Raw genomic sequence first — 15250 nt, 5'->3', positions numbered from 1 at the left:
TAATCAAGGAGACAAGAGATATGAAACGCGTCTTAACGACTATTGCCGCCTGCGGCCTTGGTGTCCTGGGATCTTCCGCATTTGCTCAAGAGCAAGCATACCCTGCAAGACCCGTGCAGATCCTGGTAGGTAATGCGGCCTCCGGCCCAACCGACGCCGTGGCCAGAATCGTTGCCAAGAAACTTAACGAGGCCCTCGGCCAGCCGTTCATCGTCGAGAATCGCCCCGGGGCGGCCGGCATGATCGCCGCTCAGGCCGTCGCGCGCGCGAAACCCGACGGCTATACGCTGCTGATGGTACCGGCGACCCACGTGATCAGTCCGGCCGTGAACAAGCACATGAAATACGATACGGAGCGCGACTTTACGCCCATCAATCTGGTCGCCACGGGTGGCTTCGTGCTTGTCGTGCCGACCGCTCTGCCAGTCAACTCGGTGCAGGAACTGATCGATTACTCGAAGAAGCAGCCTGCTCCTCCCAGTTATGCGGCAATGGATCTTGGCAGTTTGCCGCACTTGGCCGGCGAAATGTTCAAGGCGGAATCCGGCGTCAACTTCACCACCATTCCCTACAAGGGCGGAGCACCAGCGACCGTCGATTTGATCGCCGGGCATGTTTCCTTCATGTTCAACAACATGCTGTCGTCCGTAACCAATATCCGCACTGGCAAACTGCGCCCGTTGGCGGTGACCACCGCGACGCGTCTGCCGTCGCTCCCCGATGTGCCGACCATGATCGAGTCCGGCTTCAAGGACTACGACATAGCGACCTGGTACGGTCTGCTTGGCCCCGCGGGCATGGACAAGCAAATCGTGGCCCGGCTGAACAATGAAATCAACCGCGCGCTAAAAAGCGATCCCGAATTCATCAATGTTCTAAGCAACAACGGACTCGAACCCGCCGGTTCGACGCCGGAAGCGTTTGGCCAACGTATCCACGACGAACTTCTCAAATGGGCGGCGGCCGTCAAGGCAACCGGCCTGACCGCAAACGAATAGCGCTGCTCATTCCAGGCGCGCACGGCGGCCTTTGCGTCCGGAATGGCATTGATCAGGCTCGTCCCGGTACTGAGAGCGGGAAATGCATATAGCGATTCTTGACGACTACCACGGCCTGTCGCGCCAGCTCGTGGACTGGTCCGTGCTCGGAAGCGCAACGTCAGTACAGGTCTTTACGGAGCATATCGACGGCCCGGGCCTGGTGGCAGAGCTGCAACCGTTCGACGTCATCGTGGCCATGCGCGAGCGAACGAGGTTTCCGCGTGCCGTGATCGAGGCCCTGCCCAGGCTGCGCTTGCTCGTCAGCACGGGCAAGCGCAACCTGGCCATCGACGCCCAGGCATGCGCGGACAACGGCGTGACCCTGAAATTCGCGCTAGGGCATGCAGTATCGGCCCATGCGACGGCCGAGCTGGCCTGGGCCCACCTTCTGGCGCTGTTCAAGAACCTCACCCTCGAAGACGCGTCCATGCGGCGCGGCCATTGGCAGACTGGCATACCCGTGAGGCTGGCTGGCAAGCGGCTAGGCGTGGTCGGCCTCGGCCCCCTGGGAAAGGCGGTGGGAAGGGTCGGCAAGGCCTTCGACATGGAGGTCGTCGCATGGAGTCCGAACCTGGATGTCCAGCGTGCCGCCGATGCGGGCTTCGCATGGGTGGACAAGCAGACGCTGTTCTCCACCTGCGACGCCATCAGCATCCACATGGTGCTGGCGGAAAGCACCCGCCATTTGGTCGACGCGACGGCCATCGGATGGATGAAACCGGGCGCTTTCCTGGTAAATACCTCGCGGGCCGGCCTGGTCGATCACGAGGCCTTGTATGCTGCCCTGCGGGAGCGGCGCATCGGGGGAGCGGGCCTGGATGTCTTCCCGGTCGAGCCGCTGCCGCGCCACGACCGCCTGCGGAGCCTTCCCAATGTCACGTTGACCCCCCATCTGGGCTACGTGAACATGGAAAATCTCGAGCACTACTACCGAAATTCCCTGGCCGCGATCCAGGAATGGATCGCGGCCAGAGGCTGATGCCTCCGAGTCGGCAGAACGATTCGATATCCACGTCAGCCCAGAACGACTTCCTGCCCTAACCGCAGATGGCGCGAACGATCTTGCCCGTTTCAGGATCGGTTTCTATCGTCACACGCTCTTGACGATAGTCCATCGTTACGGCTTGGCCGGGCGTGACCTGGCGAACAATGGTTGCGCCGGTTGCCTGCCTGGCTTGCTCGTCTGTCAGTCGATCCTTGCCCTTCAAGGAGGTGGCGGCGTCACGTCGGCAAACGCCGGGCCCTGCGCCATCCTGCCCCGTAACGCTCTGGCAAGCGGCAATGGCCGTAGCCGCAAGTCCCAGTATTCCGATAGTGAGCAGAGTCGATGTCTTGGCCATATCTGTCCTTTCATAAGCGTGGACTTCATCGAGCGAGGTCGGGCAGGGCCGCGCAGGTGATGGCGGCGCTACTCGGGCCGGAGCTGCTGCGCTGGCGGCCGCGAGCCGTCGAACCCCGTCCACCGCTCGGCCTTGAAATCGTACAGCTTGCAGCGGCGGGCGGTCGCGAAGTACCAGCGCCACGAGAAAGGCTGGATCACGATGCGCTGCGGCAGCAGTTCTTCGAGCCGGGCCTGCGCTTCCTTCAGCTTGTACAGAGGAATGCCCATGTCCAGGTGATGGGCGGTGTGCTCCATGATGTGATGCAGCAGCGCTCCTACACGCCACCTGAAGGTCAGGTGCACGGTGGTCGTCACGAAGGGCTGCGCGCGGCTCCAGGCCGACCGGTCGTCGTACCAGCGCACGCGTTCGTGGGTATGGTGAACGTAGACCACGAAGCCGATCATCGAGCACCAGAACAGGAACGGCACCAGAAACCCGAATACCAGCAGCCAATGCACCGGCTGGCCGGTGGCGACGGCGGCCCATGCGAGCACGCCCAGCCAGCCGGCGCCGAACAGCGCCACCAGCCAGCAGTCCTTGAAGAATACCGGCCGCCGGCTGGGCATCGCCGCCTTGCCCGGAAAGAACATCTTGCGCCACCAGATCTCCACCATGTAGTAGAGGCCCGGCGCCCACCCGCTTCGATAGAGGCGTTCCAGCCACTGGCGCGGCCGCGGCAGCGCGCGGAATTCCGCCAGGCTGAGCGGCGCCCAGATGAAATCGACGCCCTTCAGGTTCGTGTAGCCGTGGTGCACCACGTTGTGCCCGACTTCCCACAGGCTGTAGGGCGTCAGCGACGGCAGGAAGGCGAGGCGGCCCAGCCATTTGTTGAGGGCGCGGTGCGGCGTCAGGCTCTGGTGGCAGGCATCGTGGCCGATGATGAAAAGCCGCCCGATGACGAAGCCCGCGGCCAGCGCGCCGGCCAGTTTCAGCGCCGTGCTGCGCGCGAATATGACCAGCGCCAGCAGCCCGGCCAGCAGGACGTAATCCAGCAGCAGCAGGGCAATGGGCCGGGCCGTCGTGCGCCGGGATTGCGGTTCCAGCCAGGAACGCAGGATCTTCCGGGGCGGCAGCGGCTCGCCTGAAGGAAGGGGCTGGACGGGCATCGTCATGGGTCGATTCGATCCTCTTTCAGGAGTATGGCCGGCGGCGGCCGCCGCGGATGGGCTGCGCGGCGCGTACCGGATGGTCAGTCAGGGCGTCCGGGCCGGTCTTGATCGGCGTCAAGGGCCGGACGATTGCCGTGCATTGGGCTGGGAATGGTTCTCATTAATATATTGAAGTCCGCGCGCGATGCAAAGGGCAATGTCGTCTCGATGCGTTTCGCCTGATTCTTATCGCCGCCTTCCGCCGCATGCGGCCTTCCCGCGGGGCAGCCCGCCCGCGAGGGCGTCTGGCCCATTAGTATTCGGATTGACGGATACCTGGATCCTTTCTTCATGATCAAGAAGCTTCTTGTCCTTGCGGTGCTGCTGGCGGCCGGCATCGCCGCCGTCTGGTTTCTGTGGGGCTCCCGGCCGGACGACGGCAGCCTTACCCTGTACGGCAACGTCGACATCCGCCAGATCTCCCTGGCGTTCGAAGGCAGCGACCGCGTGGCGCAGATGCGGGTGGAGGAGGGCGACCGGGTGCAGGCCGGCCAGGTGCTGGCGGTGCTGGACACGCGCACCGCGCGTCTGCAACTGGCGCAGGCCGCGGCCCAGGTGGCGGTGCTGGAACAGTCGCTGCTGGCGTTGCGCAATGGCAGCCGGCCGGAGGAGATCCGGCAGGCAAGCGCCGAGGTCGCCGCCGCGCGGGCCGAGGTCGAACGCAGCCGCCTGCAGCTGGACCGCTTGCAACAAGCCGCCGCCAGCACCGGCGGGCAGGCGGTCGCCGGGGTGGAGCTCGACAACGCCCGCGCCCAGATGCAGGTGGCGCAGGCCCGGCTCCAGGCGCAGCGCCAGGCCGAGCGGCTGGCCCGGGTCGGGCCGCGCCGCGAAGACATCGCCCGCGCCGAAGCGCAGCTGGAAGCGGCGCGGGCCGAGCAGGCCCTGCTGCAGCATCGCATCGACCTGGCCGAACTGAAGGCGCCGCAGGCGGCCGTGGTGCGGGCGCGGCTGCTGGAGCCGGGCGACATGGCCTCGCCGCAGCGGCCCGCCTACACCCTGGCGCTGACCGATCCCAAGTGGGTCCGGGCCTATGTCGACGAACCCCACCTGAGCCGCATCCGGCAAGGCATGGCGGCGTCGGTCACCACCGACAGCGCGCCCGGCTCGCCGATCGCCGGGCGCATCGGCTTCATCTCGTCGGTGGCCGAGTTCACGCCCAAGACCGTGCAGACCGAAGATCTGCGCACCGACCTGGTCTACGAGATCCGCATCCTGGTCGACGATCCGGACGACACGCTGCGCCTGGGCATGCCGGCCACGGTGCGCATCGACCTGGCGCCGGCGGCGGACGGCAAGGATCGTTCATGACCGGAGCCGCCCGGCCGCTGGTCGTGGACGCCCAAGATCTCGGCAAGCAGTTCCACGACGCCGCCACCCGGCGCACCGTCGATGCGCTCGCCGGCCTTTGCGTGCAGGCGGCCGAAGGCGAGCTGACCGCGCTGGTCGGCCCCGACGGCGCCGGCAAGACGACCTTCCTGCGCCTGGTGGCCGGGCTGATGCGCCCGCAGTCCGGCAGCCTGTCGGTGCTGGGCATGGACGTCGCGCGCCAGCCGCAGGCGGTGCAGGACCGCATCGGCTACATGCCGCAGCGCTTCGGCCTGTACGAAGACCTGAGCGTGCAGGAAAACCTCGACCTGTACGCCGACCTGCACGCGGTGCCGGCGGCCGAGCGCGGCCAGCGTTTCGCCCGCCTGCTGGAGATGACCGACCTGGCGCGCTTCACGTCGCGGCCGGCGGGCAAGCTGTCGGGCGGCATGAAACAGAAGCTGGGCCTGGCCTGCACGCTGGTGCGCTCGCCCGACCTGCTGCTGCTGGACGAACCCACGGTCGGCGTCGATCCGCTGTCGCGCCGCGAGCTGTGGGAGATCGTGCAGCAGATGATCGCCGAGGAACGGCTGTCGGTGCTGCTGGCCACGTCCTACCTGGACGAGGCCGCGCGCTGCGCCCGGGTCTATGTGCTGCAGGAAGGCCGCCTGCTGGCCGGCGGCAGTCCCGGCGAGATCGCCGCCCGCGCGCGCGGCCTGTGCTTCGAGGCCGATCCGCCGCCGGATGAGCCGGCGCGCAGGCTGCAGGCGCGATTGCTCGACAACGATGCGGCCGTCATCGATGCCGTGCCGCATGGCGGGCGGGTGCACTTCATCGGCCGGCCCGGCATCGACGCCGCGGCGCTGGGTCTGGCCGCCGACCGCGTGCGGTCGGTGGCCGAGGCGCTGGAAGACGGTTTCATGGTGCTGCTGCGCGCCCGCAGCGAAGGGGCGCCGGCGGCAACGGCCGCCGCGCCGTCCGGCCCTGCCGGATCGGGCGCGGCCTCCGCCGACGCTCCCGCCGTCATCGAAGTCAAAGACCTCGTCCGCCGCTTCGGCGATTTCACCGCCGTCGACAAGACCACCTTCAGTGTCCGTCGCGGCGAGATCTTCGGCCTGCTGGGCCCCAACGGCGCCGGCAAGACCACCACCTTCCGCATGTTGTGCGGCCTGCTGCCGCCCAGCGGCGGCCAGGCCCGGGTGGCCGGGCTGGACATGCGCACCGCCAGCGCCCAGGCGCGCCGCCGCATCGGCTATGTGTCGCAGAAGTTCGCGCTGTACGGCAATCTGTCGGTGCGCGAGAACCTGCGCTTTTTCGGCGGCGCCTATGGCCTGCACGGCGCGCGGTTGCAGGCGCGCATGGCCGAAGTCGTAAGCCAGTTCCAGTTGCATGGCCACCAGCAGCAGGCGGCCGGCCAGCTGCCGGGCGGCGTCAAGCAGCGGCTGGCGATGGCCGTGGGCCTGCTGCACGAGCCCGACATCCTGTTCCTGGACGAACCCACCAGCGGCGCCGACGCGCTGGCGCGCCGCGGTTTCTGGCGCCGCATCACCGCGCTGGCGGCCGCCGGCACCACCATCGTGATCACCACCCATTTCATGGAAGAGGCCGAATACTGCGACCGCATCGTCATCCAGGACGCCGGCCGCCTGCTGGCGCTGGGCACGCCGGAAGAGGTGCGCCGACAGGCCGGCGAAACCGCCGAGCGCCGGCTCGACATGGAACAGGCTTTCATCGGCATCGTCGAACGCAACCGCGCCGCGCGCGCGGCGGACGGCTCGCGGAGGACGGCCTGATGCGCGGGCGCCGCGCGCCCACGCAGCGCCCCGGCGGCAGCCAGCGCGGGCATTTCTGGCTGCGGCTGCGCGCGCTGGCGCGCAAGGAGTTCCGCCAATTGCTGCGCGACCGCAGCAACCTGCTGATCGGCGTCGGCCTGCCCATCGCGCTGATCCTGATATTCGGCTATGGCCTGTCGCTGGACGTGCGCGACGCCCGGTTGGCCGTGGCGCTGGAAGACGGCTCGCCCGAGGCGCACGAGATCGCCGCCGCCCTGGACGGCTCGACCTACATGTCTGCCACCGTCGTGCGTTCGCTGGCGCAGGCGCGCCGCCTGATGGACACGCACGAGGCCGACGCGGCCGTCCACCTGCCGGCCGATTTCGCCCGCCGGCTGGCCGCCGGCGACGCCCGCGTGCAGCTGCTGCTGCAAGGCAGCGACCCGATCCGCTCGGCGGCCATCCAGGGCTACGTGGAAGGCGCGGTGGCGATATGGGCGCAGAAGCGGCAGGACCGCGCCGGCGGCCCGGCGGCCGGCGCCGGCGTGACGGTGGTGGACCGCATGTGGTTCAACGCCGCCAACACCAGCACCTGGTATCTGGTGCCCGGCCTGGTGGTGCTCATCATGACGCTGGTCGGCACCTTCCTGACCGCGCTGGTGATGGCGCGCGAATGGGAGCGCGGCACGCTGGAAGCGCTGTTCGTGACCCCGGTGCGGCCGGTGGAGGTGCTGCTGGCCAAGATCGTGCCCTACTTCCTGGTCGGCCTGGCCGGGCTGGCGCTGTGCCTGGTGGCGGCGCGGCTGCTGTTCGCCGTGCCGATCCACGGTTCGCTGCTGGTGCTGCTGGCGGCCAGCATGCTCTACATGATCGTGTCGCTCGGCATCGGCCTGCTGATCTCGGCCTTCACCCGCAACCAGTTCCTGGCCAGCCAGATCGCCATCCTGGCCAGCTTCATGCCGTCGCTGATGTTGTCGGGCTTCGTGTTCGACCTGCGCAACGTGCCGCCGGCCGTGCGGACGGTGGGCCACCTGCTGCCGGCCACGTATTTCATGGAACTGGTCAGGACGCTGTTCCTGGCCGGCACCTACTGGCCGCTGGTGCTCAAGGACTGCGGGATACTCGCGCTGTACGCGGTGGTCCTGCTGGCCCTGGCGCTGGCGGTCACCCGCAAGCGGCTGGATTGAGAGCCCACCCCTACGCGCTTCGCGCACCCGGGGGGAAAGCCCACCCCTACGCGCTTCGCGCGCCCGGGGGGAAAGCCCACCCCTACGCGCTTCGCGCGCCCCTCAAGGGGCGATGCGGGCGGACCGGCGGAGCCGGATCCGCCGCATCCTGGAGGGGCGGTCTGGGGGCATGCATTGGGTGGGGCGTAGCACTATGATTGCCAGCGTGGACATCCTGCTCGACTACCTGCGCCAGCTCGCCAACCTGTGCCGCAAGGAATTCCTGGCCGTGCTGAAGGACCCGGCCAACCGCGTGATCCTGGTGGTGCCGGTGATCCTGCAAAGCCTGCTGTTCGGCTACGGCGCCAACTTCGACCTCACCAACGTGCCCTATGCGGTGCTGGACCAGAGCCGCGGCGAGCAGTCGGCGCGCCTGCTGGCGCGGCTCGACGGCACCGGCGTGTTCCACCGCGTGGCCACGCTGCAGTCGCCGGACCAGATCGCCGGCGCGATCGACTCGGGCCGCGCCTTGCTGGTGCTGCAATTCGCGGCCGACTTCGAGACCCGGCTCGGCGCGGGCGGCGCCGCCCCGCTGCAGGTGGTGCTCGACGGCCGCAACTCCACCACTGCCGGCAACGCCGCCGCGCAGGTCCGCGCGGTGGTGGCCGACTTCAATGCCGCATTGCCCGCTGCCGCGCGCCCCGCCGTCACGGTGCAGGCGCGCGCCTGGTTCAATCCCAACCTGGAGACCCGCTGGAACATCATGCCCGGCCTGATCGCGTCGCTGAGCATGATCCAGGTGATGATGCTGGCGGCGCTGTCGGTGGCGCGCGAGCGCGAGCAGGGCACTTTCGACCTGCTGCTGGTGACGCCGGCCACGCCCGGGCAGATCATGATCGGCAAGGCGCTGCCGGCGATCGCCATCGGTTTGTTGCAATCGCTGCTGGTGGTGCTGATCGCGCGCTGGTGGTTCGGCGTGCCGATGGCCGGCAACGCGCTGGCGCTGGGCGCGGGCCTGCTGATGTTCACGCTGGCCATCGTCGGCTTCGGGCTGTCGATCTCGGCGCTGTCCGACAATATGCAGCAGGCCATGCTGTACACCTTCGTGCTGCTGGTGCCGCTGGTGCTGCTGTCGGGCCTGGCCACGCCGGTGCGCAACATGCCCGAAGGCTTCCAGATCGCCACCTATGCCAACCCGCTGCGCTTTGCCATCGACCTGGTGCGCCGGGTCTACCTCGAAGGCGCCACGCTGGGCCAGGTCTGGCACGACTTCGTGCCCTTCGTCTGCCTGGCTGCGCTGACCCTGCCGCTGGCCGCCTGGCTGTTCCGCAATCGGCTCGTCTGAGGCGCGGCCGCCGCCTCCCGCTATAAGAATTCCGCGAACTGGAGTCCGAACGTCCACGCGGCCCGAGGTGGCCTCGACCGGCGCCGGCGCGCCGGCCTCGATGCCGATCGGCGCGGCGATCGCCAACGCCGTGTTCGACGCGGTCGGCGCCCGCCTGCGGCAGGCGCCGTTCACGCCGGAGCGGGTGCGGGCGACGCTGGCGCAGACCACGGCGTAGCCAGGGAGGCGGCTGCGCACAGCCGCCCGGGTCCGCTGCGCTCGGTACGCCGGGTCGCCATACCTGCCTTTGGTAATAGTTCTTCCGCCCCATCGGCATTCGAGGGCGGCCGCGGCAGCGGCCTGCCCGTCTTTCCCCGGGGAAGCCTTCCATTCCCCTCGTTGGTCGCGGCGTCTTGCACGCGGCGGCGATCCACGCGGCATAGGCTCTTTGGAGAATGCCCGCCGTTCAGCAAGCGTTCAACAATCTTCTCCGGCGCGAGACTTCATGGCGCGTCAATCGCCAGTCTTTGTGGTTCTCCAAGAAGAAGCTGGCATTTACTTGAACGTTTTCGGCGACGAGCCTCGGGGGATGAACATGGATATCGGATTGCCGGGCAGAAGCCCGGTCGGGAAGTGGCTATCGATGGCCGCGGCCGCCTGCGTGCTGGCCGCGCTGGGCGCCTGCGGCGGCGACGATGACGGCGGTGGATCCTCCTCGCCGCCGCCCGGTTCGCCACCGGCCGCGGTAGCGGCCAAGCTGGACGTCGATACCTACGCCCGGGACCAGAACGGCGCGACTGCCGTCTACGACAACGGCAAGGGCGGCGAGGTGGCCGTCTGGACCGATCCGTCGACCGATATGATCACCCAGGCCACCTATGCCGATGGCTCCGGCGCCAAGGCCCGCGCCTTCTTCGGCCCGGCCGGCGAGATCCAGCGCGTGGTGGACGAGGCCAGCGGCGCGTTCCTGACCGTGACGCCGGTCAACAACGACCGCACCGACTACAACCTGTACGACCAGAACGGCGCCTGGCAAAGCGGCTGGGCCGTGACCAAGAGCGCGTCCGATTACGCGGCGGCCCGCATCCTGGGCTCTTCGGCAGTGGCGGGCGAGCAGATGTCGGGCGACCTGGTCGGCCCGCTGACGGCCAGTTTCAGCCTGATCACCGCCGGCAACAGCGGCCTGGACGGCGCCGTGCCGCTGCCCAGCGCGCCGCTGATGCTGGACGGGACCGCTACCGTCACGCTGCGCGCCGGCGTGTTCGAGCGGATGCTGGCAATGATCGTCCCGGCCGCTCACGCGCAGTCGGCGCCGTCGGCCGTCAGCCAATTGGCGGGCAACGCGCTGATCGGCTTCATGGGCGGCGCGGCGCTGTCCGGCGGCCAGGGCGATGCCGGCGCGCGGCTGATGGCCGCGGCGCTGGTGGGCCTGGGCGCCTACCAGGTCTGGCAAGGCCTGGCCGGCACCGATCCCGATTCGCTGGGCAGCCTGTCGGACGCCGCCGAGCGCCTGCTTGGCGCGGCGCTCGACGCCATGCGCAACGGCGACGTCGCGGTGGCCACGCTGCTGGCCGACATGGCCAACGTGCTGCAGAACGGCGCGGGCGGACTGCCGGCGCTGACCGATCTGCTGGACAACCTGAACCGTACGATCAACCAGGCGGTCTCGGCGCTGGTCCGCCTGCCGGCCGATTCGTGGACGGCGATCACGGCGCCGCCGCCGGCCGTGGCAACTTCGCTGAACGGGCTGATGGTCGACAACTCGGGCACCAGCTACACCATGACGGGCACCTACCAGCCCGGCGACCGCTCGCTGTCGTTCACTGGCGTCGCCGGTTCCACCACGGTCAACGGCTCGACCACCGTCGACGGCAACGACCAGTTCAGCGGCAACTACACCGTGATGGCCGGCGGCAACAGCAACAGCGGCAGCTTCTCCGGCGGCGTGCGCGCGCTCGGCGCCTGCCAGACCCAGCAGGCCTCGGGCGGGCAGGGCACTTTCAGCAAGGTCTATGCGCTGGGCAAAGAGTCGGGCACGTTCGACGTCAGCTACGATATGTACAGCATTCCCGACGGCATGGACATCCGCGCGGTCGACGGCACGCTGATTTTCACCACCAACGGCCTGGTGTCGGGCGTCAGCAGCCAGGCGGTGGACTACGCCGGCGGCCAGTTCGTGTTCGTCACGCTGTACGCGCCCAACAGCGGCACGGCGTGGGACTACAGCATCGGCTGCCCTCAGTAGGAAGCCCGGGCGTCGGCCAGGATCATGTCGGCCGCCTTCTCCGCCAGCATGATGGTCGGGATGTTGGTGTTGCTCGACGGCAGCGTGGGGAAGACCGATGCGTCGGCCACCCGCAGGTTGGCGACCCCGCGCACCCGCAGCCGCGGGTCGACCACCGCGTCGCCGTCGGCGCCCATCCTGCAGCTGCCGGCCACGTGCCAGCTGGTCTGCAGATTGGCCAGCACGTGCTGCATCAGCCCGGCGTCGTCGGCCACGCGCGCCCCGGGCCGCGTTTCCTCCACCACCAGCCGTTCCAGCGCGGCGCCGCCGACGATGCGGCGGGCGGTCTTCAGTCCGTTCACGTAGATCTGCCGGTCGCCCGCGTCGTCGAGGTAGTTCGGGTCCATCCTGGGCGCCGCGTCGGGCGCCTGGTCCTGGATGTGCACCCAGCCCCTCGATTGCGGGTACAGCGCGCCGACCGAAATGGTGAAGCCGGGGTAGGGATCCATGCCGGCCTCCGGCGTGCGGGCATAGCGGTCCAGCCCCGACAGCGGCTGCAGGCGGATGAGGGTGTCGGGGCGGGGCGTATGCGCCTGGCTGCGGCAATTCAGCTGCACGGTCGACGAACAGATCGACAGCACGCCGTTGCGCCGGGCCGCGAACTTCAGCGCCTCTTTCGCCTTCAGCCACGGGCTGCGCAGCACGTCGTTGATCGTGATGGGCCGGCTGCAGCGGAAGGTCAGCCGGGCGCTGGCATGGTCGCGCAGGTTTTCGCCCACCTGCGGCAGCGCCGTCCTGACCTCGATGCCAAGTTCCCGCAGCAGCTCGGGGCGCCCGATGCCCGATCGTTCCAGGATGCCGGGGGAGTGCAGCGCGCCGGCGGCCACGATCGCTTCCACGTCGACGCCGTAGATCCCCGTCGTGCCGTCGGCGTTGCGCACCTCGACGCCGGTGACCCGGCCGCCGTCCATGCGCAGCCGCCGCACCAGCGCGTTGGTCAGCACCACGAGATTGGGCCGCCCGCGCGCGGGCCGCAGGTATTCGTGCGCGGTGCTGCTGCGCAGGCCGCGCCGGGTGGAGTACTGGCTGTAGAACACGCCGTCGTAGCCGGCGCCATCGTTGCAATCGCGCGACCGGCGGTAGCCGGCCTGTTCGCAGGCCGCGATGAAGGCATCGCTCAGGGCGTCGGTGGCGGACAGCTGCGTGCAGGCGATGGGGCCGTCGCGGCCGCGGGTGGCGGGGTCGCCGGCCGGATAGCTCTCCAGCTTCTTGAAGTACGGCAGCAGCTCCTCATAAGACCAGCCGCGGCAGCCCGCCGCCGCCCAGGCGTCGTACTCGCTCGGGTCGCCGCGCACGAACAGGCAGCCGTTGATCGAGCTGGACCCGCCCAGGGCCTTGCCCTGTATCCATTTCTGGCGCTTGCCGTTGAGGTTGCGCTGGGGTTCGGTGTGGTACTGCCACGTTACCCGGGGATCGGGCAGCAGCTTGACCACCATGGCCGGGATGCGGAAGCGCGCGCCGCGCGCTTCGCTGCCCGCCTCTACCAGCAGGACGCGATAGCGGCCGCACCGGGACAGCCTCTCGGCCAGGACGCAGCCCGCCGAGCCCGCGCCCGCGATGACGAAGTCGAAGCGCGGGACGGCGGGTAAAGAAGACGAATTCATTTCGGAATGCCTTTGCCGGCCGATGGGCGCGGACGGTCAATCGACGGTGATGCCGGCGTTTTTCACGACGGCCGTCCATTTCTCCAGGTCGTCGCTGACCAGCTTGTTGAAGGCGGCCGCCGGCGCCGGATCGGGCGTGGCGCCCATCTCTTCCAGGGATTTGCGCGTGGCCGGATCGTTCAGCGCCGCCACCAGGTGCCTGTTGAGTTCGGCCACGATGGCCGGCGGCGTGGAGGCCGGCACCTGCAGCCCGAACCAATTGGTGGCGGCAAAGCCCAGTCCGGCCTCGCGCGCGGTCGGCACGTCGGGCAGCAGCGGGTCGCGGGCCTCGCTGCCGATGGCCAGCGCGCGCAGCTTGCCCGCCTTCACGTGCTGGATCAGCACCGGCACTTCGGTGAACATGCACTGGATCTGGCCGGCCACCAGCGCGGCGGTGGCAGGCCCCGTACCGAGGTAGGGCACGTGGGTCATCGTGATGCCGTGCTTTTGCTGGAACAGTTCGCCCAGCAGATGCGGCGAGCCGCCGATGCCGGACGAGCCGAAGGTGGGCGGCTGGCTGGCGGTTTTCGCGTACCGGATGAATTCCTGCACGGTCCTGGCCGGCACCTGCGGGTTCACCACGAACAGCTGCGGCATGTTGACCATGTTGCCGACGGCCGTGAAATCGCGCTTCAGGTCGAACGGCATCGATTTGCGCATGGCCGCGTTGATGACCGAGCCGCCCATCGAGAACATCACCAGCGTCCTGCCGTCGCCGGCGGCGCGCGCCACCTGTTCCATGCCGATCAGCCCGTTGGCGCCGGGCTTGTTGTCCACCACCACGGGGCGGCCCATCGATACGCCCATCTGCCTGGCGACCACGCGGGTCACCACGTCGCTGGGGCCGCCGGCGGCGTAGGGCACGACGATCTTGATGGGGGTCTTGTCGTCGCCGGTCTGCGCCAGCGCGGAGCCGGCGGCAAGGGACATAAGGGCCAGCAGCCTGCAGAGTTTCATCCTCGTCTCCTGTCTGTCGTTGTTGTACTGAGGCCGATCTGCGTTCTGTAGAAAGGAACTTTTGTTCTTTTTTATAAGTTAGCCACGTGCTCCGAGCCTGTCAACACCTCCGCCGTACCGATCTATCTCGTTTTTCCATAAACGATATAGAAACATTGCGTTTTACCGGCCGGGTGGACTTCCCTACAGTAGCGCCCTCCATTCCTGCGGCAAGGGCCGCCCGAGGAGCGCAATGGCTGAAATCGTTCTTGGCATCGGTTCGTCGCACAGTCCGCTGCTGAACAGTCCGGCGGAAGATTACGCCCGCCATGCCGACATCGACCGCAGCGGCCGCAAGCTGATCGATGCCGAGGGGCAGCCGGTCAGCTACGAAGCGCTGCGCGCGCGGCGCGGCGCCGAGCTCGCGCCCCAGCTGACGCTGGACGTGCTGCGCGAGCGCGCCGCAGCCTGCGAACGCCATATCGAGCGCCTGGCCGTCGAAATCGCGCAGAGCCGGCTCGATGCCCTGATCGTGATAGGCGACGACCAGAACGAGCAGTACGGTGAAGAGAACATGCCGGCCATCCTGGTCTACTGGGGCGACACCATCGTCAACAACCCGCTCGACATGCCGGAAGACGCGCCCGCCTTCTGGCGCAAGGCGCGCTCGCAATACCATGAAGCGGAGCGCAGCCGCGCCTTCCCGGTAGCCGCGGCGCTGGGCCGCCACGTCATCGACGTGCTGATGGACCGCGGCTTCGACCTCAGCCAGTCCCGCCGCCTGGCCAAGCCGCACGGCGAAGGGCACGCCTTCGGCTTCGTGCACCAGCGGCTGATGAAGTCGGCCGTGGTGCCGATGCTGCCGGTCGCGCTCAATACCTATTTCCCGCCCAACCAGCCCCGGCCGCGCCGCTGCCACGAACTGGGCCTGGCATTGCGCGATGCGGTGCGCAGCTGGGAGCCTGGTGCGCGCGTGGGCATCGTGGCCTCCGGCGGACTGAGCCACTTCACTGTCGACGAAGATCTGGACCGCTTCGTGCTGGACGCCTGCCGCCGCGGCGACGCCGAGGCGCTGTGCGGCCTGGACCCGCGCCGGCTGAACTCCGGCACCTCCGAAATCCGCAACTGGATCACGACGGCCGCCGCCGCCGGCCACCTGTCCATGCAGTGGCACGAGTACGTGCCGTGCTATCGCTCCGAGGCCGGCACCGGCTGCGGCATGGCCTTCGCGGCCTGGCGCTGACCGCATG

General features: G+C 68.6%; 13 protein-coding genes. 9 read left to right on the top strand and 4 right to left on the bottom strand.

Translation table 11 applies throughout. The features are described 5' to 3' along the window. Positions 1–20 precede the first annotated feature (20 nt). Together ABD927_RS05495 and ABD927_RS05490 are read left to right on the top strand one after the other, a co-directional pair. Positions 21–998, top strand: a complete 978-nt coding sequence (locus tag ABD927_RS05495) for a Bug family tripartite tricarboxylate transporter substrate binding protein (RefSeq protein ID WP_345247147.1) — start codon at positions 21–23, stop codon at positions 996–998. A gap of 82 nt (positions 999–1080) precedes the next feature. Beyond that, entirely contained in the window at positions 1081–2019 is a 939-nt protein-coding gene (locus ABD927_RS05490; protein ID WP_345247145.1) for a D-2-hydroxyacid dehydrogenase family protein, read from the top strand. 58 nt (positions 2020–2077) lie between these two features. Here ABD927_RS05490 and ABD927_RS05485 read toward each other — a convergent pair whose 3' ends face one another. Both ABD927_RS05485 and ABD927_RS05480 read right to left on the bottom strand, forming a co-directional pair. Continuing rightward, on the bottom strand, positions 2078–2380 hold the full coding sequence (locus tag ABD927_RS05485) for an I78 family peptidase inhibitor (RefSeq protein ID WP_345247143.1): 303 nt from the start codon (positions 2378–2380) through the stop codon (positions 2078–2080). Between the two features lie 68 nt (positions 2381–2448). Further along, positions 2449–3534 (bottom strand): fatty acid desaturase, encoded by a 1086-nt coding sequence (locus tag ABD927_RS05480; RefSeq protein WP_345247141.1) that lies wholly within the window; start codon positions 3532–3534, stop codon positions 2449–2451. A gap of 327 nt (positions 3535–3861) precedes the next feature. Between ABD927_RS05480 and ABD927_RS05475 the strand changes: the two genes are divergently transcribed. The 6 genes from ABD927_RS05475 to ABD927_RS05450 all read left to right on the top strand — a co-directional run bounded on the left by ABD927_RS05475 (position 3862) and on the right by ABD927_RS05450 (position 11382). After that, entirely contained in the window at positions 3862–4878 is a 1017-nt protein-coding gene (locus tag ABD927_RS05475) for an HlyD family secretion protein (protein WP_345247139.1), read from the top strand. Then, complete coding sequence (locus tag ABD927_RS05470; protein ID WP_345247137.1) at positions 4875–6668, top strand: ATP-binding cassette domain-containing protein; 1794 nt, start codon at positions 4875–4877, stop codon at positions 6666–6668. The genes ABD927_RS05475 and ABD927_RS05470 overlap by 4 nt, the downstream gene beginning before the upstream one ends. Next, the gene (locus ABD927_RS05465) at positions 6668–7834 is read left to right on the top strand and encodes an ABC transporter permease (RefSeq protein ID WP_345247135.1); all 1167 of its coding nucleotides are present in this window, start codon (positions 6668–6670) and stop codon (positions 7832–7834) included. Before ABD927_RS05470 ends, ABD927_RS05465 begins: the two co-directional genes overlap by 1 nt. A gap of 193 nt (positions 7835–8027) precedes the next feature. Further along, positions 8028–9158, top strand: coding sequence for an ABC transporter permease (locus tag ABD927_RS05460; protein ID WP_345247134.1), 1131 nt, complete (start codon positions 8028–8030; stop codon positions 9156–9158). Between the two features lie 67 nt (positions 9159–9225). Then, entirely contained in the window at positions 9226–9375 is a 150-nt protein-coding gene (locus tag ABD927_RS05455; protein WP_345247459.1) for a hypothetical protein, read from the top strand. A 369-nt stretch (positions 9376–9744) separates the two neighbouring features. Then, positions 9745–11382, top strand: a complete 1638-nt coding sequence (locus ABD927_RS05450) for a hypothetical protein (protein WP_345247132.1) — start codon at positions 9745–9747, stop codon at positions 11380–11382. Here ABD927_RS05450 and ABD927_RS05445 read toward each other — a convergent pair. Together ABD927_RS05445 and ABD927_RS05440 are read right to left on the bottom strand one after the other, a co-directional pair. Beyond that, positions 11376–13025 carry a GMC family oxidoreductase gene (locus ABD927_RS05445; protein WP_345247130.1) on the bottom strand — a complete coding sequence of 550 codons (1650 nt, stop codon included), beginning with the start codon at positions 13023–13025 and terminating at the stop codon, positions 11376–11378. The genes ABD927_RS05450 and ABD927_RS05445 overlap by 7 nt on opposite strands. Positions 13026–13061: 36 nt before the next feature. Continuing rightward, a complete protein-coding gene (locus tag ABD927_RS05440) occupies positions 13062–14021 on the bottom strand; it encodes a Bug family tripartite tricarboxylate transporter substrate binding protein (RefSeq protein WP_345247128.1) in 960 nt (319 codons plus the stop codon). 232 nt (positions 14022–14253) lie between these two features. On the opposite strand from ABD927_RS05440, the gene ABD927_RS05435 reads away from it, so the two are divergent. Next, positions 14254–15243: a DODA-type extradiol aromatic ring-opening family dioxygenase gene (locus tag ABD927_RS05435; RefSeq protein WP_345247126.1), complete on the top strand. Its 990-nt coding sequence runs from the start codon at positions 14254–14256 to the stop codon at positions 15241–15243. Positions 15244–15250 lie beyond the last annotated feature (7 nt).

The sequence above is a fragment of the Pigmentiphaga soli genome (assembly GCF_039541095.1).
Lineage (GTDB): Bacteria > Pseudomonadota > Gammaproteobacteria > Burkholderiales > Burkholderiaceae_B > Pigmentiphaga > Pigmentiphaga soli.
The sequence above is the reverse complement of the archived record's forward strand: the minus strand, read 5'-3'. Positions and strand labels throughout refer to the sequence as shown.